Below are 19,873 nucleotides of genomic sequence, written 5' to 3' on the forward strand. Positions count from 1 at the left end.
TTTATATAATTTATGGAAATTGACGTCTTTTTCTGTATTGAGCAGTTTAAATGATCCCACATACATTTCAAACCTTTTATAAAACTTTTTTATAATTACTTGCAATTACATTTAGAACCAAATATCATTTTTAGTGAGTACGTATAACACTTTTATTTAAGTTGAAATTGAGTAGATATTTTCATTCATCTTTTAAATATTGAGAGGACTGAACAAGTTGAAATATGCAACAACATTATTGTCATTATTTTTATCATTAATTACACTTGCAACACCATTACTCGTTGTAAATAAAATATTAGATGGTAATTTATCAATCATTGCAGGCGGTTTATTTATATTAGGTGTATTGTTAATCAATATTTACGCATGTTTACGTGGTGATCGTATTGCTAACATATTTGCAATGTGTGTGAGTATTTTCTCTTTCATATTATTGTCATTCCCATTATGGAATTCGTTAATTTAATAATTAACACAGTTTCATATATTTAATACATAATGTATTCATATCAAAATAAAACCTGACATTTTTAATAGCATAAAACAAAAATTCAAGAAGAACGCCAATCCTTTACAATGATTCAATCAATCTATAGGGTTGGCTTTTTCTATATTAATAACGGCATAATGTATCATTCGCTAATATAAAGAGATAGCTCAATTCCCCTTGCCCTTAATACTCCTTCTACTCTCTTTGGTATTTTAAATATTGTTAAACATTCATCTGCGCTGATTATAGAAATATGCTACCTCCATATAATTCTATTGGTTTTAATCCATTTATCATCAGCTATAAATTGAATGGTGCCTCCCCTATTAGCTGTCTATAACTAATGTTCACAACTACTTATTAAAAATTAGTTTTATTGAATTATCCCTCAAGCAAACCATCTAAATAGCATAACTTTAACTAATAATTATTTTTGAAATATTGTAGTTATATTAACAATTCTTAATTTAAATAAATTTTTTCAATTTTATAGCAATTTTAATTTTAAAAATATTCTGAAAGCGCTATAATGATAAAAATAAGGGGGATTAATATATGAATTTAGCTATTTTAGGTTTCGTCATGATTATTATCTTTATGATTCTTATTATGACACGTAAAATGTCAGCCTTAATTGCGTTAATTGTTATTCCAACAATTTTTGCACTTATCGGCGGATTCTATGCGGGCATAGGCAAGTTCATGCTTGAAGGAATAGAAACAGTAGCACCAACTGGTATTATGCTTACTTTTGCTATTTTGTATTTCGGGGTTATGATTGATGCTGGTTTATTTGAACCTGTTATTAATCAAATTATAAAAGTTGTTAAGGGGGATCCTGTAAAAATTGCATTTGGAACCGTCATACTTGCTTCAATGGTTGCATTAGATGGCGATGGAACTACAACTTTTATTATAACCGTTACCGCAATGATGCCTTTATATAAGAAAATTGGCATGAGTCTTTACACACTTTCGACTTTAGCACTGTTATCAATCGGTGTTATGAATATGTTACCTTGGGGTGGACCTACTGCGAGAGCAATTTCTTCATTACAAGTAACAACGGAAGAAGTATTTATACCTATTATTCCAGCTATGGTTGCAGGTATAGTCTTTGCCTTTATTGTCGCTTATATTTTAGGTAAACGTTCAAGAAAATTTATCACATCTTATACTGACATCGATTTAGATGATGTCACTAAAACTGATACTAAAGAAGAATCATTACTAAAAAGACCAAAAATGATTATTCCCAACGCTATTCTTACAATTTCATTAATTATCTGTTTAATTATTGGATTATTACCAATTCCAGTATTATTCATGCTTTGGTTTGGCGTAGCTTTATTAGTAAACTATCCAAATTTAAGTATTCAAAATTCAGTAGTCAAAAAACATGCTGGCGATGTACTTGCAGTAATCAGTTTAGTATTCGCTTCAGGTATTTTTACAGGAGTTATGAATGGTACGAAAATGGTAAATGAAATGGCAAATGCCTTAGTACATATCATTCCGGATGCAATGGGTAATCACTTCGCATTAATCACAGCTATTCTGAGTGGGCCATTTACATACTTTATGGCAAATGATCCATTCTACTATGGTGTCCTACCAATTTTAGCAGAATCAGCACAGCAATTTGGTATTTCAAAAGTTGCAATGGCTAGAGCATCAGTGCTTGGTCAACCACTTCATGTGCTAAGTCCTTTATATGCTGCTGGTTATTTACTTGTAGGTATGCTAGATATCGAATATGGACAAAACCAACGTATTGTAATTAAATGGGCCATTGGTTCTAGCTTATTTATGATACTAGTCGCTTGTATACTCGGTATCATTCCTTGGTAATTTAATATGAAACCTAATAAAACCTGAAACAGCAAATTAGCTATTTCAGGTTTTATTTTTATGTGTCATGGAAATATAATAAATAATAGTTTTACGTTTCTTGAAAAATATAAATAATTGATGATATCGTTTAAAAATACATTTTATAATAATTCTATTATAAAAACAGTTTTAATTTGTAAACACTTGGGTAAAACTTAACGTACAATTTACATTATTAAGGAGTGTTTATTTATGGAACCGCTTGGTGAATGTAATTATATTAACCCTTCTACTATTTCGCTTGATTGGGAATGCTTTGTAATAAGTAAAAGTGATATGGAATTAGATGGATTGCCTCAAGAACTTATTAATAGTTGGATGGCTCAAAATATAATTAAACCGTTCTCTATCAGAAATAACGAAATTAATTTCAAAACAACTGATATAAAAAACGCTTTAGAACAACAAAACTGGTATTATGCACCAAATTAAATAATGATTATGCACGATTAAGATTTGAATTATACAAACTTAGTGCTCTGTTAGCAGTTGCTAAAAGTTGTTGATCGATATAGTTACGATAAAAATAAGCATGCAATTCATTGTAACAAGTCGCTTGTTTTGGAAAGTTTTTATCTCCAATTATATTGTGTGCTAAGAATCCTAAAGGTGTATTATCTTCTTCAAAGCTAATTACAAAATCATAGAAAGTCATATGCCATACCTCATCAATCTAATATATTTTATATCGTTTTTATATAAATCTTTCGTTCATCATATCAAAATATTCAAATTTGTCTATCGTGTATAAATTACCAAATTTTGATTTTAAAGCCATTCAACCTTTATGTTACGCCGTTTTAAATGTAACTGTTAATTTTGTTAAAATTAGTTATAATTTTAGTTAACATAACTAACTATAACGCCAACTGATTTATCGTTGGCGTTTTTTGGCCTTTAAATTTATATTAATACTATTTAGACACTTGCTTATTAATGACTCATCATGCTTTAATGACTACGTATTGACAGGAATATAAATATTACGAACTTAATTAGCTAGAATAGTAATCTCTGTCCAATTATAACTTATCAAATTAAAAGAGGACTCATCTCCACAATAAATGGATGAGCCCTCTAGTTTAGACTATGAAGTTTATAACCTGTATTTGTTTTTTAAAATGACAAATTTACCTTCCATACTTAAGCGAATGATTAATTAAATAAGCATTTTTTATTAAACTAAAACATTTCCATTTTGATCAGCAGGTTTAAATACAGTAATTATTGCACCAATAATTGCAAGTACATGTGGCACGCCAGTCCAACAGAATACCAAGAATAATAAGCCCATTCCCGTTTTTCTAGCATAAAATTTATGAACTCCGAAACCACCTAAAAATAACGCTAAGACAATATAAATAACTTTGTTTACTTCATTCATAATAAATGCTCCTAACATAAAATTGATATTTTTATTATATATCATCATGCTTAATTAATTAAATATTTAACATCGCATTACATAAAATGACTATGAATCATTTTAGTAGTGAGTATTAATTACGATTGTGGTCTTCAATTATTTAAAGTGCGTTAAAAGGTTAGTACGATATATATTATAAAACAGTGAACATTTCAAAATGACACTATTGTAACAATGTATTTAGTGATAAGATGAATTTGTTAAAAAATATTGAAATAACCATTTTAGGCGTCATACTCAAAATATACGTCTATCAAAACTTGATTTTTATACAAATAGAGGAGGTTTTGAGTTTTGACTCTACATTTTATGATTGTATTTTGGCTTTCAGTTATCTTTCTAGTTAGTGGTATAGCTTCACTTATAGCATACAAAGTGCGTGGATCAAAAGAAGCAAAAGAATCACTATTAGGATTAACAGTTATTTTGCTTGTCTTTGGTGTTGTAGGCATCCTTTTTGTTTTAATTTTTGGTCATTAATAATAACGCTAATATTCTAATAATCATCATAATATTAATGGTGATTGTTAGAATATTTTTTTATTTTATCAACCTATATATTTAAATTTAGTTATTAGTACAACCTCGTTATTTCGTTTATAATGTAAATAAGTAGAAATCAAAACGGACATAAGGAGGTTTACACTTGAAGTTAACCTATTTACCACAGTGGAAAGTTCAAAATAACAGTAAAAAACAATTCGTTATTCAAGAGGATGAAACTTCTATTTCAATAGTTAGTCCAATTAATGAATACGCCATGGGAATTTTGAGTCAAGTAACATTTTCCACAACAAATGGCGTGGTCACCGAAACAACTGTTGAGAATAACAGCCCCGGACTATTTGTATCAGTTAACCAAGAAAATAAGATAATCACTATAGACGATCAAAACGAAATTTAACATATCAAATTTATTCAACGCAATGGTTTTATTTATTTTTATTCCAATGTATATTTTGTGCCATAACTAAAGATAGGTGCGTGATGACAATGAAATTAATAAAAAATCTTTTATTACTCGTAACAGGTATTTTAATCATAAGAGCACTCTTGTTAAGTATCGATAATTCAAATAACGATTCTATAGAAAATAAAGTTATGGTACAAGACAAAAAGAAATAAAAGGTCAGTTAAGCACACAACGTTCAAAATGATAAATTGATAGTTGTGTGTTTTGTTTTTAATTTAAGGAGTTAAAATATGAAAAATTTTATAGAACAACGTCAAATTTATATCTATCTATTATCACTTGTATTCGCTGCTTTACTAGGATTATATATTCCAAATTTTACAAAATCATTTGAACCTGCGATTTCAATATTATTGACTCTACTTATGTTTTTCATGTTTTCTCAAATCCCCTTTTTTAAGTTTAAGGGCAGATTAATTTCTTTTAAATTTATAATTGCACTTATTTTCTCAAATTTTATATTAATACCCATATTTGTTTTTTGTTTAATTTCTGTATTCCATATTACGCATACAGGTATATTAATAGGACTTTATTTAGTATTACTTGCGCCATGTATTGATTATGTGATTGTGTTTACTGCATTAGGTAAGGGTAATGCGCAATACATGTTAATGTCTACACCTATATTACTTATATTACAAATTATCTTCTTGCCTATTTATTTAACTATATTTTTAAATCATATAACTATACCATCGATTACGTTACAACCATTTTTACATACATTCATAGCCTATATTTTAATACCACTAATCTTAGCTTTGATATTACAATGGACTAGTATAAAAAGTACTAAAGCACAAAAGTGCTTACACATTACTAATTGGTTTCCTGAAATAATTATGGCACTAGTCTTATTCGTAATAGTAAGTTCACAAATTCAAAAAATCACATCGCATCTAACTATTATATATATGATTATTCCTATTTATATTATATATCTGTTAATCGCCCCATTACTTGGATATTTAAGCGGAAAACTTTTCAACTTAGAAATTAATACCAATCGTACTTTAGCATTTAGTTCTGGAACCAGAAATGCACTTGTGGTCTTACCAATAACCTTTGCACTACCTAATAATATTTCGAATATCGCAACAATTGTAGTTGTTACACAAACATTAGTAGAACTATTAGGAGAAATAATCTATATCAAATTCATACCAAAGTTAATCCGTCGATAAAATTAAGCGCAATTCAAATTCTATCCATAAAATATATATAGTTTTAAACATATATAAAAATATACCTAGAACAACCTTTTTTGGTATAATTATCTCAACGCATATCAAGCAAAGAAGATTATATAATGAAAAGGTTCTTGTTAATGTTATTAGGTGTCGGTTCACTATTCCTATTAGTTAAATTGGCAGCTACTATTAGTATTATTCCTGAAGATGACTTAGAAGAAGATGAAATAGAGAGTAATGCAAACCTATAAAATACATTTCCAAAAATTATTATATTCTTTCAAACACTTAGCTAAATAAGGCTATATACAACATCCAGCTATTTTAAGATTCTGTGTATGCTTTGCTAAGTGTTTTTATTTTGTTACTTAATTCACCTATTTAATAAATCATTTTTCCATAGCAAATCTAAGTATTTAGCGCTATTTTGAAAACGTATCATTACCAATTTTTACTAAAATACTATAGAATAGAATGAAGATGAAATTTTACACTTACCTCAATACCGTATAGTTGTCGCTTGAATCACTTTGCAGATAAGTTGATAGTAAAATGAGGTGATATTATGCATATCTTAAGAAAAATATATGAAGATGAAACACCGATTTTTTATATAAAAACCGATCTAGGATTAATAATAAAGGTGAAATCACATAACCACCTTTCCGAAGAAGAGACTACTCAATTATTAAAAGATGTTGCACTAAATATGGATGAGAAATTAAAAAATAATATAGAATAATCAATGAGATAACTATCATTTCAACGTTAATCATTAAAACTTACGGAATTACACAGTTTGCATTTATGAAAAGTGTTCAGTCTGTCGTTTAGGTAACACCAACTGAATATATAATAAATTACAAATTCAAATAACTTGGTAGAATTTAAATTGTTATACTATCGTAGTACTTCCAAAGAAACATTTAATTAAACAAATTGAAGCAACGCATTACAGTTTATAAAAAATTATGAAAACGTCAATTACTATTGGTTATATCCCTATGTATTAGTAATTGACGTTTAATATTTATGGGATTGTTTCTACTAAATGATTTACAATTTATGCGATATCATTTTCAGGTATAAGTATTTCAGTTTGCATTGGTAGAGTAAATTGGGACATGTAATAATTCTTATACTTAAGATACCTCGTTAATATAGTTTAGTGGAGTTTATTAAATTATACGAAAGTGTCTTATTTTTTGTAGTAATAACATATATGAACTTCATATTGTTTGTGAAACACCTGAGGGCGTACGATGATTGTCGAGACCAAGGATCGACACATCCCCTTAGGTAAGCGAGCAATTACAATACGGAGTATTGATATAAATAAAAAGCCCATCAAAGATTTTAATCCTTGATGGGCTTAATGCTGGGCATTTATGTCCAGACACTTTTTAAGAAAATATAATTCACACAAAAGTTTGGAGGACTTCTAGTGCTTAATATAAATTTACCCATTTTCATATTATAAAAACACAAATATATGCATTTAATCAAAAAAAGATTTCCGTTTTATTAATTAACCGTTTGAAAATTTAATTAATATGATATAAAAATATAATCCTACTCAAAAAAACTAATAATTCAATACATACTGTTGGAAAAGAATTAACTAAAAAGTTATCCTATAAGAGAGACATTAATAGTTTGTTTTATTTAATGTATGATTTAAGCAATTCGTATCATTATCTTATGACACATTAATCATGATTGATTTGACATAAGATTGAGATAAAAAAGGGATGATGGAATGGAAATACTACGTAAAGTATATAAAGACGACGAGCCGGTTTATCACGTTAAGACAGACAAAGGATCTGTAATTCGAATTAAAGGGTCAGACGATCTAACAGAAGAGGAAACACAAGAGTTACTTACATTAGTTTCCCAAGATATAGATAAAATGACAAAATAATTCTATACAGTTTCTTAATAAATTAACGACTCATATAAACATAAACTACGTCTCACAAAAATAGCTTTTACAATTTAAGGGGGATAAAGTATTTTACTTTATCAAAAATAATTACTATTAATTTAGTCTTAATAACTATTAACTTTTACAAAAACAAGCCACCTATTGTCATTCATTTCAATGAATATCAACTAGGCGGTTTTTATTTTTTATTCAATTAGAATGTGAGTTCTAACGAAACATGAGGAATACCATCTTCTAAATAGCATTCTGACACACATTTAAACCCAAATGATTCATAAAATTTTTGTAAATGTGCTTGTCCCGAAATTTTAATTATGCCACTTTTATACCGCTTCTTGATTTCATCAATTGTTTGACGAACAATCTGTTTACCATATTGTTGCTTTCTATATTTTTCAGTTACGAGTACGCGACCAAAACTAATATCATTCTCACGCTCAATAATTCTAGTATACGCAACTAGCTTATTTTGATCTTTTAACATAACATGAAGCGCATTTTCATCTTCCTCATCAACTTCTTGATAGGGACAGTTTTGTTCAACTACAAACACCTTGATTCGTTCCCTCATCATATCTATGAGTTCAATTGTTGATAAATGTTGTGTATTTACAATTTTATATTCCATAAGGTTACTCCTAACAAAAAGTACTAAGTCATTGTTTAAAAGTTAACTTAGTACTTTCTACATGTTATTAATTTCACTACATCTTATTGTTCAATGATTTGAATTAAGTTTCCACAAGTATCATTAAAAATTGCCATTTTTATTTGATCAACTTCCTTTACTTCTGTGTGAAATTGAACATCTTTGTCCTTTAAATCTCGTTGGACTGCTTCAATATCATCTACACCAAACATAGTGACAGGTATCCCCGCATTAAACAATCCTTCTTGATAATTCTTAGCAATTGGACTTGCATTAGGCTCCAAAACAACCTCTACGGGATTTGATGAGTTTGCTTCTTTAACCGTTAACCATCTATAACCCCCGCCTACATCCATATCATTAACGAGTTCAAATCCTAATTTTTCTGTATAAAATTGCTTAGCTGCATCTTGGTTTTCTACAAAAATACTAGTCGCTATTATTTTCACAATTATCCATCCTTATATCAGTATATTTATATTTAACATATATCCATTATGCATAGCTTAACACTTCATTTAAATCATTTTATAAAAATAGTTATTTAAATTTTAAAGTATATACATCAATTTAAGTTATACTCTAAATTAAGACTTAAATACAATCGTAATAAAGTAGTCTACACCTTCCACACTATTCGTCACTAACGGCGTAACACTTATAATTTCAGCTGTATCTGAAGTTAATATACGTTCTATATATTGGTTCACACGTTCATCAAATGCCTCAAAGCTTTCCTCATATTGATTATATAATGTCTTTATTTTCAATAAAAACACCTTCCCTTTATGATTTAATTTAACACTTAAATGAAGCTCATTATGATTACAATTTGCTATTTAACCAATCAACAATTTCTGCAAATATACTTAAATTATATGAACTTTCATTAAATATTTCATGCTGTAATCCTTCATATATATGAATGGACTTTTGTTCAGTACCTATTTCTGCAAATAATTCAAGGGAATCTTGATAACTTACTAAACCGTCTTCTTTCCCATGTAAAATTAATATTGGATATTTAAATTCACTTGCATGTTGTTTCAAATAATCCACACCATCTAATAATGTATAGATTAATCCCATAGAAATTTGTTTAGCATTTAAATCATCATCTTTATATTTTTCTATAACTGTAGTATCTGAGCACACACCTTCACCTAATTCATTGGCAATATATGTTCTAGTATTCAATTGGCGATCAGGTTGACCAAATAGTGGTAAATTATATCGCGTCAAAGCACCTGATGTAATGATACCATCAACTTTATTTGCTTCTTTCGTTCCAAATAAAGTGACACTATAACCACCCATACTATGCCCAATTAAATAGACTTTCTCTTTAAAATGTTGCTTCACATAATCCACTACTGCAGATAAATCTTCAATAATTTCATCAATTCTACTATAAAATGTTGGTTCTCCACCAGATCTACCATGTCCACGTTGATCAAATCGTATAACATTAAAATTTTGTTCATTTAAATAATTCGTCAGTTCATCATATCTGTCCAAATGTTCTGCTAAACCATGAACGAGAATAACATTAGCTTTCGCTCTTGGTACATCATTAACCTTTGTATAAATATTAGTGCCATCTTTTGACTTGAGATATTTTATATAATTCATTTTTTCCTCTCCTTTCTTTATTTTTTGCTATTGTAATAAAAATAAATGATGCTACTTCTGTTTCATCCTTTATTTACCATTACAACAGATTATTAAACAGTTGACTTTATTTATTTTTTATATTTATATAGTTTATAACAATATAAATATTTGTATGTAAAAGGGAGCGATTCAATTGGCTAAAGTTAAACTTTGTCAAAGTTGTGGAATACCATTAGATGATAAAACACCAGCAGGTACTGAAAAAGACGGTTCATTATCCGAAAAATATTGTCATCACTGTTATCAAAATGGTGAATGGACTTTAAATTTAAGTTTTGACGAAATGTATGAACATAATCTAAAAAAATTTCAAGAATCAGATATGAATAAATTCCAAAAGTTTATCTTAAATAAAATGTATACCAAAAAATTCATGAAAAAATTAGAACGTTGGCAATAATTAACAAATACATTTTTATCTTCTCACTTTTAACCGTATGATGTTTCTCAACACTTCATACGGTATTTTTCATTCCTTATATCCCCCTTATATTCTGCTCATAGCATTAACTTATACACAATTTCAATACTACGTTAAAGATTTTATCCAGTTACTTTGTAATATAAAGAAGATGTATTTTATATTTCAAAACTTTTAATAAGAACTATTTACATCACATATTTGTAATTTACATTGTATATTTAGACAAAATAATATTCTAAATTTTCAGAATTTTACAATTTAATTTATACAATTCCATGCTACAATAAATTTATTTTATATATACAAAGGGGTTGTATAGTTATTGGTTAAACAAAAAAATAATACAGAACGAATAACAAAGAAAGCTAAAAAATTTAATATGCCGCATATTTATGTCATTTTATTTATCTTTGGTGTTATCGCAACAATCTCAACATATTTCATTCCTTCTGGACAGTTTAAAAGAATAAAAGGACCTGAAGGACGAGAGATGGTTGACGCAGATTCATTTCATTTTATTTCCTCTAAACCAGTAGGAATAGTTGATTTCATTTCTATAATTCCAAAAGGTTTAATAGAAGCCGGTGAAATTGTCTTTTTCACTTTAATTATAGGTGGCATGTTTATGGTGTTAAGGAAAACAGGCATTATCGAAATTGCAGTAGATAAATTAGCACGTCGTTTTATCAATCAAAGTGTGTTAATTATACCAGTACTAACTACTGTATTTGCGATTGTTGCTACGCTTATTGGAACTGCCGAACTCTCTCTCGTATACATACCGGTTATTATTCCATTGATTATTGCATTAGGTTACGACTCAATCACAGCAACTGCCATCGCTTTGTGTGGTACAGTGGTTGGATTTACAGTTGGCGTGTTAAATCCGATTAATACTGGCTTAGCACAAAAACTTTCAGGAATTCCTGTATTTTCTGGAATCGGACTAAGAATTATATTATTTATCGTAGTATTAGCAGTCACAATTATGTTTATCATGCGATACGCACAAAAAATTAAAAATAAACCAACTTTAAGTTCTGTTTATCACGCAGATATTGAAAAACGTGATCTTTACCAAAACATTACTAATCAAGAACCAATAGAAGCTACAAATAGACAAAAATGGGGTATCGCAGTCGTCCTTCTCTTTTTTGTTATTTTAGTGTACGGTGTTATTTCACAAGGTTGGTTTATGATCGAAATGGCTGGCTTATTTATCATTATGGGAATCATTGTAGGATTAGTGACTGGTCTTAGTACACAGGCTATATGTGAGGCATTTAACGAAGGGTTTAAAGATGTACTGATGGGCGCAATCATCGTTGGCCTAGCCCGCTCCATCGCAGTTGTTTTAGAAGATGGCAAAATAATGGACACTATTGTTCATGGACTGGGATCAGTAATTGATGGTGCTACACCAACAATTGCAGTAGTCGGCATGTATGCTGTACAAGTAGCAATTAACTTTATTATTTCTTCAGGTAGTGGTCAAGCATTGGTAACTATGCCTATTATGGCCCCTTTAGCAGATATGTTAGGTATTACAAGACAAACCGCCGTTCTTGCATTCCAACTTGGCGATGGCTTCACACATATATTTTACCCAACGAGTGGTTACTTCATGGCCGCCTTAGCAATAGGTGGCGTATCATATACTAAATGGATTCGCTTTTTCTTTCCATTATTTATAATTTGGGGTGTCATTTCAATTATCACATTAATAATTGCCCAATTGACAGGGTGGTCGTAATAAAGAGGACAGTTTACCAAGAGAAAATTTAAAAATAAATATAAAAATATGGCCAGTAAATCTGTGATATGCTTCCTTCAAAGTAAGTACAAAAATATGAAATTTTTGAAGGAAACATATGATTTATAAAGCAGTTTACCGGTCATTTTACTTATAAATGTTAACGCAGATTGCTCAATTACTATGCTATAACCAAGTCTATTGTTGCCACCCAAATGCTTTTATATAATATTCACTTGCATACTCCATAGTTATATATCCTTATACATGTTATTTTTAAAACGTGATTTTTAGTAAAATCCTTATCTCATACTTTTAAAAGCATTGCTTTATATATTTAAAATAAATAAAAAGCGCTTTCACAAAATAATTTCCTACTATTTCAATATAATTTATCATATAATATTAAATTATAAAAAGGAGGTCAATGTAATATGAGATTTGGAATGTTACTTATAAGATTAATGTTAGGATTAACATTTATCATACATGGTAGCCAAAAGGTATTCAGTGGTTTTGGTGAACCAATGCATATGATGCAAGGATTAGGATTACCAGCATTTCTCGGTATACTCTTAGCTTTATTTGAATTTATTGGTGGTATTCTTATCATTTTAGGAATTCTAACAAACTATATTGCTCTAGGATTCATTGTAATCATGTTAGGCGCATTATTTACAGTTCATTTATCACAAGGATATATGGCATCAGAATTTGTCATTACATTATTAATAATGAGTATTGCAGTAGCTACTTCATATAATTGGAAAAAGTTCTTCCAATTTTATTAATTAACCTGATATAAAATAAAAAGAGCTATGAAGAAATCTATGTTGATAGACTTCTCTATAGCTCTTTTACAGTTAAAAAATGTCTTATCTAGATTCAAGTTCGCTACCGATCATCCATTTATGATTTCTTATCCATTTATCATCAGTTGTTGACTTATAATCTATAACATAAGCAGTTGTTTTTTTAACATTATCAATTTCTGCTATCGCACCCTTCATTCCAGCCATATGATCCGCTTCTAATTTCACAGAATCAGCTTTTTCAAACCCATGTTGTTTTGCATTTTCTATTTCTTCATTAACAACCCATTTATGGTTTTTCACTTCTTTTTTCCCATCTTTTGGTTTATAAGTTACTTCATATACATGCGTTTTATAAGCAGCTTTAACTACTCCTTTAGCACCTTTCATTCCTTTCATGTGATCACTGTTAACTGTGACTTTATCACCTTTTTTAAATTTAGCTTTATCTGTAGTCTGCATACCATCTGGCAAATCACCTGCACTACTTTTATGTGAAGTATGCTGTGATTCCTTTGTTTCATCTGCTTGATCATTACCTGTAGAACATGATGACAGCAATATAGCTGCAGTAAAAGATACTGTAAGTAATTTTTTTATCAAATCAATACCACCTTTCATAGTTTTCATTATGTTAACATCATACAACACATACCCCTCTATGGTATACTCAAACATTAAATATATGACTATATTCACACTAGAATAAAATAATAAAAAAATAGTCCAACGCATAGACTAGCTATGAAATGGACCATTAAGCAATAATATATTATTAAATAACTTCTTTTTTTAATTATCATGTTGTTTACATTCTTACTTTTGATAATGTGGACGGATAAACCACATCTCAGATTCATAATCATGAACGACTTTATGTGCAACCTCAGTCTTATCAGCTCCTCCACCTTCCCAATTTTGATCTAATGATTCAAATTTCATATAATTACCATCATAATTGGCATCCGTAACAATTGCTGTATGCCCTGCTCCATTGCCATAATTTTCATTAAATACAACTATATCACCAGGTTTAGCTTTAAAATCATATGTATTTTTATATACCGTAGCTTCACCTTCAAAATTATTTTCTGTAGGAATATCTTTTGCATAATCCCCTTTCAATCCATGACCAAATAAGTAGTCCCACTGCTCATTCACCAAATCAAAACACTGCCAACCATATTCATTATCATAATCCCAACCCTTACCCTCAAGTGATTGAGTATAATTCATTGATTCATCATGTGACATTGTCGTTCCAGCTGATGCTGTGTGTATATTAAATATAAAAAATATCGACGTTGCTAACATAAAATATGTAAAAAACTTTAAAATAAATTTTGTCATTATTTGTCCTTTCATATCTTTGTAAATTACTACAGAAATAGAGTGCATCCATCTCACAAAAAATTAAAATGAATATTATTATTTCTATTTCTACAATAATATATCATATGAATTTTTCTACGATATTACACTTACATGAATTTCATTTTAATTATTTTTATATTTTTGTAATATAATTATCAATACTTAATTAATAATTATTAAATTATTTTAACTATTCAATTAACAGTCATTATATCGAATAACAATCAAAAGACGGGACGCAATCCGTTGATTGCACCCCGCCTATTAATTATTCATTTACAAATTGTAATTCATAGATACTTTTATTTGAATATGTGTTAAACGTACTTAGTTTGCCTTGTAATATTAAATATTTTTGCTTTCTACTTACATTGTGATAATAGGATAACTTAATATTAATATCAGATTCATAACCATTATTTTGGATTGTACTTTCTAATTCATCAAATACATCCTTATTGATTGGTAACAGATAACCTTCTTTGCTCGGTAAAATATTAACAAATTTTTCCTGAATAACGTGCTCTTCTCCTAATACAATCTTTATATTAATATGCTTTGCAGCACCACCACCAAGATTGTACAACTTTAAATAATCTTGATGATCTGATTCAGTCGTAGTCGTATTTTGCATAGATAATTCATTATTATGATTTAGCGTTAGGAAAACTTGATTAAATCCTAATACTGGAATAAAGCCAATTCTCATTTGATATAATTGAAGTGAAACAGATACAAAATAAAATAAAGCCATAATAAATGTTCCAATAGAACCTATTGCAGAAATAATATTTATCATTAAATTGCTCCTTCTAAATTAATATTGGGAGACAGAAGTAGGACAATTATATTAACATATCTAAATTTATAATAAAATAATTAATATTGAATCCACTCTTAAAGTTTATTTAGCTTAAATCTCAATTTATCTAGTGTAACTAATTCGTATTCATACCGTTACCCTCTAACGCATATTTAATATGCTGTTTAACCGTGCTATTAAATAACAAACTAATATGATCGATTTTAGTTAATATAATATTTTTCCCACCTATTAAATATGATAATTGATTGGGCACTACGCCATCTGTTCGACTATAAATAGAGGTATACAAAATCTTATGTTGCGAATCTGTTCCAGGTATTGCAGTATTTGTTGTTAAGCCATTAGCACCACCCAACGTAACAACATTAGCTACATTTTTGCCCCCATCCAAATTCTTTATGTAGTACATGATATTCTTTCCACCTAGACTATGACCTACTAAATCAACTTTATTAGCTCCTGTCTCATGTTGTACTTGTTTAACATATTTTGAAATTTGTGGTCCATTAACCTTATTATCACCAGATTTACTATTTAAATTGATTGAGTAAAATTGATTCCTATTCCAGCCTTGAGTGTATAAATAATTTTGTATACTATGAAAGTTATATTGTGTTCCCCCAAATCCATGAACAAACACAATTGGATTATGATGTGTCTTTGCCTCTACCGAAGTCATTTTACTCATAATGCCAAACATAAAAACACTTACTATAAGTAACATAACTAATTTAAATTTTTTCATACTATTCTCCTATTAGCTTTTAACATGAATTTAAATAAAAGGGCAACTACACAATGTGCATGCCCTAAATACTTATTAAAGATAATATACCTTAATAATTTATATACCCATTCATCCTATTTCAATGCAATATATAATTAATCAAATATAAATTGAATAATTAATTATCACTTAACGAATGCGAACTAATATTAAAACTAATAAAGTTAAAAAATGAAACTATACCTTTTTGCGTTCTTTTACTATTCAATTTTAAATTGGTGTTTACGCCGTCTCCATTTAACCCCTGCTTGATATAATTTTTAACTTTTGAATTATTGAGCAATCCTAAATGACTGATACCAGAAACTTGGATATTTTTTCCTCCTGCCAAATAAGACAATTGTGAATCTACAACACAATCCGTTGAGCTATATATAGAGGTATATAAGATTTTATGTCGTGCATCAGTGCCTGTATATGCAGTATTAGTCGTTAAACCATTAGCACCACCTAATGTTATGACATTATCTACTTTATTACCGCCACCTAAATGCTTTATATAATTTAACGTAGTTGCACCACCCATACTATGTGCCACTATATCTACTTTTTGCGAACCCGATTTTTGTAATACTTGATCTACAAATCTTTTCAACTGAGGACTATCCTTTGAAATATATCCCTCATTATTTTGAAAATTTATACCATAAAACTGATGCTTGTCCCAACCATTTGCCGCTAAATAACTTTCAATTTTATCAAAATTATTAGACGCACCTCCAATTCCATGTACAAAGACAACAGGATTGTGATGCGTACTTGCTTTAACATTACGATTGCCACCAGGAAATATAGTAAAGATAAGTCCAAAAATCATTGCTAAAATAATAATTTTCTTCTTCATACTTTGTTACTCCTGAAATGATATATACAAATATTACACTAATTTTTTTATACAATCAATAGTGATTTCTTTATTATTATTAACTTTTTTGATTTAAAATACTTTAATTAAATTATTGTTACAATTTTTACAATAAAATTTATTCAACTGTAATACTTCTTAGTAACATTTCAAGTTTATTTCAATTTTCAAAATCTAAATCACAATCTCAAATTAACTATTCATACAAATACTTAGTAATAAAAAATCCCAAATTATCTATTGTCATATCAATAATTTGAGATTACTTTAATTATTAGAAATAGTATATTACTGTTTTATTTTTTTCATAATATCATTTGGAACATCATTAATTTTTACAGGTTCAATTTTTAAAATAACACCTTTATTATCTCGATATTGAACTTTCAAAATATCTCCATCTTTTGCTTTTTTCCATTCAGTTATTTCATTTAATGTCGTAAGATAACGATCATCTTTAGAATATAACCAAACTTTTGATTTTGATTTATCTACTTTTCCGTAATATGTCTCTGTTTTGTTGAAGAGCATAATGATACATGCAAAATATGCAACTATAAAGATTATTATGCTAGATAAGATAATGAATAACCATTTTTTCAATTTTATCAACTCCACTATTTCTTTTAGTAAATGAATTGATAGTATAATTAAAATATTTAACAATGTCATAGTGCTATAGACCTAATGAAATAAAAGTAAAAGTTTTTATAGATATAGTCGTATAACGCTTAATAATTGCACAAAATTAAGTTGCACACATAATTAAATTAGGATATATTATAGCTAGGCTCGTCAAAAGCCTACAACATAACACCTGCCTCTAGTAATTACTAGAGGCAACCCTTGTAACGAATATTGTCACTAGAGTCCTTGCTCTAGTGTTTTTTTTACAAATAATTTATATTACCGCTTATTGATTTTCTTTTTTATTAAAACGCAATTTCTTCAATGTGTAAGTAAAAACAGTTAATATGGATAATATAGTAGATTATAAATTTGAATGAGGTTGTAAAAATGGAAAAATTTGGTTTATGGATTAGAAGAATCGCTATTTTAGCATTAACCTGTTTACTCATACAAGGCGTAATACGCATGATAATGCAATACTTTGGCTGGCCACCCTATGACAAACCTTTACTCATTGTCGGCGCAGCTATGGTTTTATTAAGCGAACTTATAAAAAACAAAAATCTAAACCTACTCGTATTTGCCATTGGCTTTATACTCGTAATCATTGCATAAACATAATTATCCCCAGGCTAATAGTGCAGCCTGGGGAGATTTTTTAAATTACTGATTCTCATTTTTAAGTTTGGCTATTTGCTAAAATCTATACATAACTCACTTCAAAAATAAACCTATTGTTCCGTGATTATTTTATTATTTTTAATATAATTTATAAAAATATAACGAACTAACGGCCCCATAATTATTATTTGTAAAGGTAACGCAAATATTACATTTTTCGAAAATACACTCAGATAATCTAAAATTACAGCATTAGAGTGAAAGCCATTATGGATATAATCTGAAATCAATCCATAAATTGACATACAACCTGCCATCCCGAAAACCATACATATGGATATAGCTAAAATTTTAAAAATCTTTTTATCTGATTTTACAGTTAAATACAATGCCACCTTCTTCGCACTAGGCCCAACAATAAACAAATCTAAAATAAAAGCTAATACAAACGCAATTATAAAATTATAGATAACGTCTAGAAAACTAACTTTTGTGATAGTTCCATTTATACATAAATTATATATTGTCATCAAAAATACCATACCAAAGCACATTATAAATCCAAACTGAAAACTCTCTTTTTTTGTCGTTGGCATATTAATCATCCTTTCTTAGTCACATGTACTCAGTATAGTGACTAAGAAAATGCTTCGTAAGTGAACATTTTGTGAACAAAGCAATTAGATGCATTGACCAAAAAATCTACTATGACTAAAAAATAACACTCCATTTTTCAACTTCAAGATCAATCTAATTTTTTCTTTATTAAGTAAGCTGAATATAAAAATAGTCAAACATTCAATAGATAATAATTATTCTTAGGGTATAAAAACGTCACTTTCACTATAATTTAGATAATAATAGCCATTAGGAATTGACTGTAATTCAATGAGTAAATTCCAATTTGTTTTTAAATAAACACTACTACTTTCATCACTATCCTCATATCTTGAGTTATCATGTTTTTCAGATAAAGGTATAGCACCAGCATCACGCGCATCATTTATAGCTTTATCCATATTTTCTACAAATAGAGCAATATGATTAAAACCTAAATCCTCTAATTTTAAAGGCCCGTCTTGCAAATCACTTACTATTTCAAACATTTCAATATTTGCACTATTACCTATTACAATCATTCTTTGCTTTACAATTTTAGTTCCTTTAGATAATCCTAACATTCTTTCAACCTCTTCTCCCTGTCTTGGATCATCATCATAACTCAATCCATCATATGCAATCTTTGCACCAAATGCATTTTAAAAAAACTCAGTAGGTTCTTCTATATTGGGTACAGTCAGTCCCACATGATTAATACCTTTAATATTATTTGCCATAATTAACACCCCATTCATTATCATAAAATAAATACGTTCTTAAACAACTATGCTTCATGTCGATCAGGTTATTTTAAAAATATTCATTAAGCCCTTTTTTAATATCATTTATCAATGATTCGATACCCGCTAAATTAGAAAATGTACTCATAATAAATCTAGTGATATTGATTAATATATCCATAAATTATACTC

General features: G+C 28.6%; 27 protein-coding genes. 13 read left to right on the forward strand and 14 right to left on the reverse strand.

Features of this window, described 5'->3' with window-relative positions; genetic code table 11:
* Positions 1 to 217 precede the first annotated feature (217 nt).
* From ACY191_RS11735 to ACY191_RS11745, 3 genes are all read left to right on the forward strand, one after another.
* On the forward strand, positions 218 to 469 hold the full coding sequence (locus ACY191_RS11735; protein WP_042739728.1) for a hypothetical protein: 252 nt from the start codon (positions 218 to 220) through the stop codon (positions 467 to 469).
* Between the two features lie 579 nt (positions 470 to 1,048).
* Positions 1,049 to 2,344: a CitMHS family transporter gene (locus ACY191_RS11740; protein WP_042739727.1), complete on the forward strand. Its 1,296-nt coding sequence runs from the start codon at positions 1,049 to 1,051 to the stop codon at positions 2,342 to 2,344.
* A 234-nt stretch (positions 2,345 to 2,578) separates the two neighbouring features.
* On the forward strand, positions 2,579 to 2,818 hold the full coding sequence (locus ACY191_RS11745; RefSeq protein WP_042739726.1) for a hypothetical protein: 240 nt from the start codon (positions 2,579 to 2,581) through the stop codon (positions 2,816 to 2,818).
* 7 nt (positions 2,819 to 2,825) lie between these two features.
* Here ACY191_RS11745 and ACY191_RS11750 read toward each other — a convergent pair whose 3' ends face one another.
* Entirely contained in the window at positions 2,826 to 3,041 is a 216-nt protein-coding gene (locus tag ACY191_RS11750; protein WP_042739725.1) for a YozE family protein, read from the reverse strand.
* Between the two features lie 522 nt (positions 3,042 to 3,563).
* Positions 3,564 to 3,770, reverse strand: a complete 207-nt coding sequence (locus ACY191_RS11755; RefSeq protein WP_042739724.1) for a TM2 domain-containing protein — start codon at positions 3,768 to 3,770, stop codon at positions 3,564 to 3,566.
* A 336-nt stretch (positions 3,771 to 4,106) separates the two neighbouring features.
* Between ACY191_RS11755 and tsaT the strand changes: the two genes are divergently transcribed.
* The 6 genes from tsaT to vraX all read left to right on the forward strand — a co-directional run bounded on the left by tsaT (position 4,107) and on the right by vraX (position 7,902).
* Complete coding sequence (gene tsaT / locus ACY191_RS11760; protein ID WP_042739723.1) at positions 4,107 to 4,292, forward strand: type II toxin-antitoxin system toxin TsaT; 186 nt, start codon at positions 4,107 to 4,109, stop codon at positions 4,290 to 4,292.
* A gap of 166 nt (positions 4,293 to 4,458) precedes the next feature.
* Complete coding sequence (locus tag ACY191_RS11765; protein WP_229367064.1) at positions 4,459 to 4,716, forward strand: hypothetical protein; 258 nt, start codon at positions 4,459 to 4,461, stop codon at positions 4,714 to 4,716.
* Between the two features lie 299 nt (positions 4,717 to 5,015).
* Positions 5,016 to 5,972, forward strand: coding sequence for an arsenic resistance protein (locus ACY191_RS11770; protein WP_042739721.1), 957 nt, complete (start codon positions 5,016 to 5,018; stop codon positions 5,970 to 5,972).
* Between the two features lie 125 nt (positions 5,973 to 6,097).
* Positions 6,098 to 6,229 (forward strand): hypothetical protein, encoded by a 132-nt coding sequence (locus ACY191_RS11775; RefSeq protein ID WP_257211185.1) that lies wholly within the window; start codon positions 6,098 to 6,100, stop codon positions 6,227 to 6,229.
* Between the two features lie 314 nt (positions 6,230 to 6,543).
* Positions 6,544 to 6,720, forward strand: coding sequence for a hypothetical protein (locus tag ACY191_RS11780; RefSeq protein ID WP_162846374.1), 177 nt, complete (start codon positions 6,544 to 6,546; stop codon positions 6,718 to 6,720).
* 1,017 nt (positions 6,721 to 7,737) lie between these two features.
* Complete coding sequence (gene vraX / locus ACY191_RS11785; protein WP_157946389.1) at positions 7,738 to 7,902, forward strand: C1q-binding complement inhibitor VraX; 165 nt, start codon at positions 7,738 to 7,740, stop codon at positions 7,900 to 7,902.
* Positions 7,903 to 8,119: 217 nt separating this feature from the next.
* Here the strand turns inward: vraX and ACY191_RS11790 are convergent, their stop codons facing one another.
* The 4 genes from ACY191_RS11790 to ACY191_RS11805 form a co-directional block, all read right to left on the reverse strand.
* The gene (locus ACY191_RS11790) at positions 8,120 to 8,554 is read right to left on the reverse strand and encodes a GNAT family N-acetyltransferase (RefSeq protein WP_229367063.1); all 435 of its coding nucleotides are present in this window, start codon (positions 8,552 to 8,554) and stop codon (positions 8,120 to 8,122) included.
* Positions 8,555 to 8,637: 83 nt separating this feature from the next.
* Positions 8,638 to 9,024: a VOC family protein gene (locus tag ACY191_RS11795; protein WP_042739719.1), complete on the reverse strand. Its 387-nt coding sequence runs from the start codon at positions 9,022 to 9,024 to the stop codon at positions 8,638 to 8,640.
* 138 nt (positions 9,025 to 9,162) lie between these two features.
* Positions 9,163 to 9,345 (reverse strand): hypothetical protein, encoded by a 183-nt coding sequence (locus ACY191_RS11800; RefSeq protein WP_042739718.1) that lies wholly within the window; start codon positions 9,343 to 9,345, stop codon positions 9,163 to 9,165.
* 55 nt (positions 9,346 to 9,400) lie between these two features.
* Positions 9,401 to 10,207: an alpha/beta hydrolase gene (locus ACY191_RS11805; RefSeq protein ID WP_042739717.1), complete on the reverse strand. Its 807-nt coding sequence runs from the start codon at positions 10,205 to 10,207 to the stop codon at positions 9,401 to 9,403.
* Between the two features lie 175 nt (positions 10,208 to 10,382).
* On the opposite strand from ACY191_RS11805, the gene ACY191_RS11810 reads away from it, so the two are divergent.
* The 3 genes from ACY191_RS11810 (at position 10,383) to ACY191_RS11820 (ending at position 13,217) form a co-directional block, all read left to right on the forward strand.
* Positions 10,383 to 10,649 (forward strand): zinc ribbon domain-containing protein, encoded by a 267-nt coding sequence (locus ACY191_RS11810; RefSeq protein WP_052495447.1) that lies wholly within the window; start codon positions 10,383 to 10,385, stop codon positions 10,647 to 10,649.
* Between the two features lie 346 nt (positions 10,650 to 10,995).
* Positions 10,996 to 12,426, forward strand: coding sequence for a YfcC family protein (locus ACY191_RS11815; RefSeq protein WP_229367062.1), 1,431 nt, complete (start codon positions 10,996 to 10,998; stop codon positions 12,424 to 12,426).
* Positions 12,427 to 12,860: 434 nt separating this feature from the next.
* Positions 12,861 to 13,217, forward strand: a complete 357-nt coding sequence (locus ACY191_RS11820; protein ID WP_042739715.1) for a DoxX family protein — start codon at positions 12,861 to 12,863, stop codon at positions 13,215 to 13,217.
* Positions 13,218 to 13,301: 84 nt separating this feature from the next.
* Here ACY191_RS11820 and ACY191_RS11825 read toward each other — a convergent pair whose 3' ends face one another.
* The 6 genes from ACY191_RS11825 to ACY191_RS11850 form a co-directional block, all read right to left on the reverse strand.
* Entirely contained in the window at positions 13,302 to 13,841 is a 540-nt protein-coding gene (locus ACY191_RS11825; protein ID WP_463270058.1) for a DUF1541 domain-containing protein, read from the reverse strand.
* 213 nt (positions 13,842 to 14,054) lie between these two features.
* Positions 14,055 to 14,588: a CHAP domain-containing protein gene (locus ACY191_RS11830; protein ID WP_229367061.1), complete on the reverse strand. Its 534-nt coding sequence runs from the start codon at positions 14,586 to 14,588 to the stop codon at positions 14,055 to 14,057.
* 292 nt (positions 14,589 to 14,880) lie between these two features.
* Complete coding sequence (locus ACY191_RS11835; protein WP_463270032.1) at positions 14,881 to 15,411, reverse strand: hypothetical protein; 531 nt, start codon at positions 15,409 to 15,411, stop codon at positions 14,881 to 14,883.
* 139 nt (positions 15,412 to 15,550) lie between these two features.
* Positions 15,551 to 16,183, reverse strand: a complete 633-nt coding sequence (locus ACY191_RS11840) for an esterase/lipase family protein (protein WP_229367060.1) — start codon at positions 16,181 to 16,183, stop codon at positions 15,551 to 15,553.
* A 160-nt stretch (positions 16,184 to 16,343) separates the two neighbouring features.
* A complete protein-coding gene (locus ACY191_RS11845) occupies positions 16,344 to 17,069 on the reverse strand; it encodes an esterase/lipase family protein (protein ID WP_463270033.1) in 726 nt (241 codons plus the stop codon).
* Between the two features lie 309 nt (positions 17,070 to 17,378).
* Positions 17,379 to 17,693 (reverse strand): hypothetical protein, encoded by a 315-nt coding sequence (locus ACY191_RS11850; protein WP_229367059.1) that lies wholly within the window; start codon positions 17,691 to 17,693, stop codon positions 17,379 to 17,381.
* A 414-nt stretch (positions 17,694 to 18,107) separates the two neighbouring features.
* Here ACY191_RS11850 and ACY191_RS11855 point away from each other — a divergent pair, with 414 nt between their 5' ends.
* Positions 18,108 to 18,335, forward strand: a complete 228-nt coding sequence (locus ACY191_RS11855; RefSeq protein ID WP_107513475.1) for a hypothetical protein — start codon at positions 18,108 to 18,110, stop codon at positions 18,333 to 18,335.
* A gap of 116 nt (positions 18,336 to 18,451) precedes the next feature.
* Here ACY191_RS11855 and ACY191_RS11860 read toward each other — a convergent pair whose 3' ends face one another.
* Both ACY191_RS11860 and ACY191_RS11865 read right to left on the reverse strand, forming a co-directional pair.
* Complete coding sequence (locus tag ACY191_RS11860; RefSeq protein ID WP_042739710.1) at positions 18,452 to 18,937, reverse strand: DUF2798 domain-containing protein; 486 nt, start codon at positions 18,935 to 18,937, stop codon at positions 18,452 to 18,454.
* Positions 18,938 to 19,159: 222 nt separating this feature from the next.
* Positions 19,160 to 19,582: a VOC family protein gene (locus ACY191_RS11865; RefSeq protein WP_229367377.1), complete on the reverse strand. Its 423-nt coding sequence runs from the start codon at positions 19,580 to 19,582 to the stop codon at positions 19,160 to 19,162.
* Between the last annotated feature and the right edge of the window lie 291 nt (positions 19,583 to 19,873).

Source organism: Staphylococcus sp. TCBT05 (genome assembly GCF_055179755.1).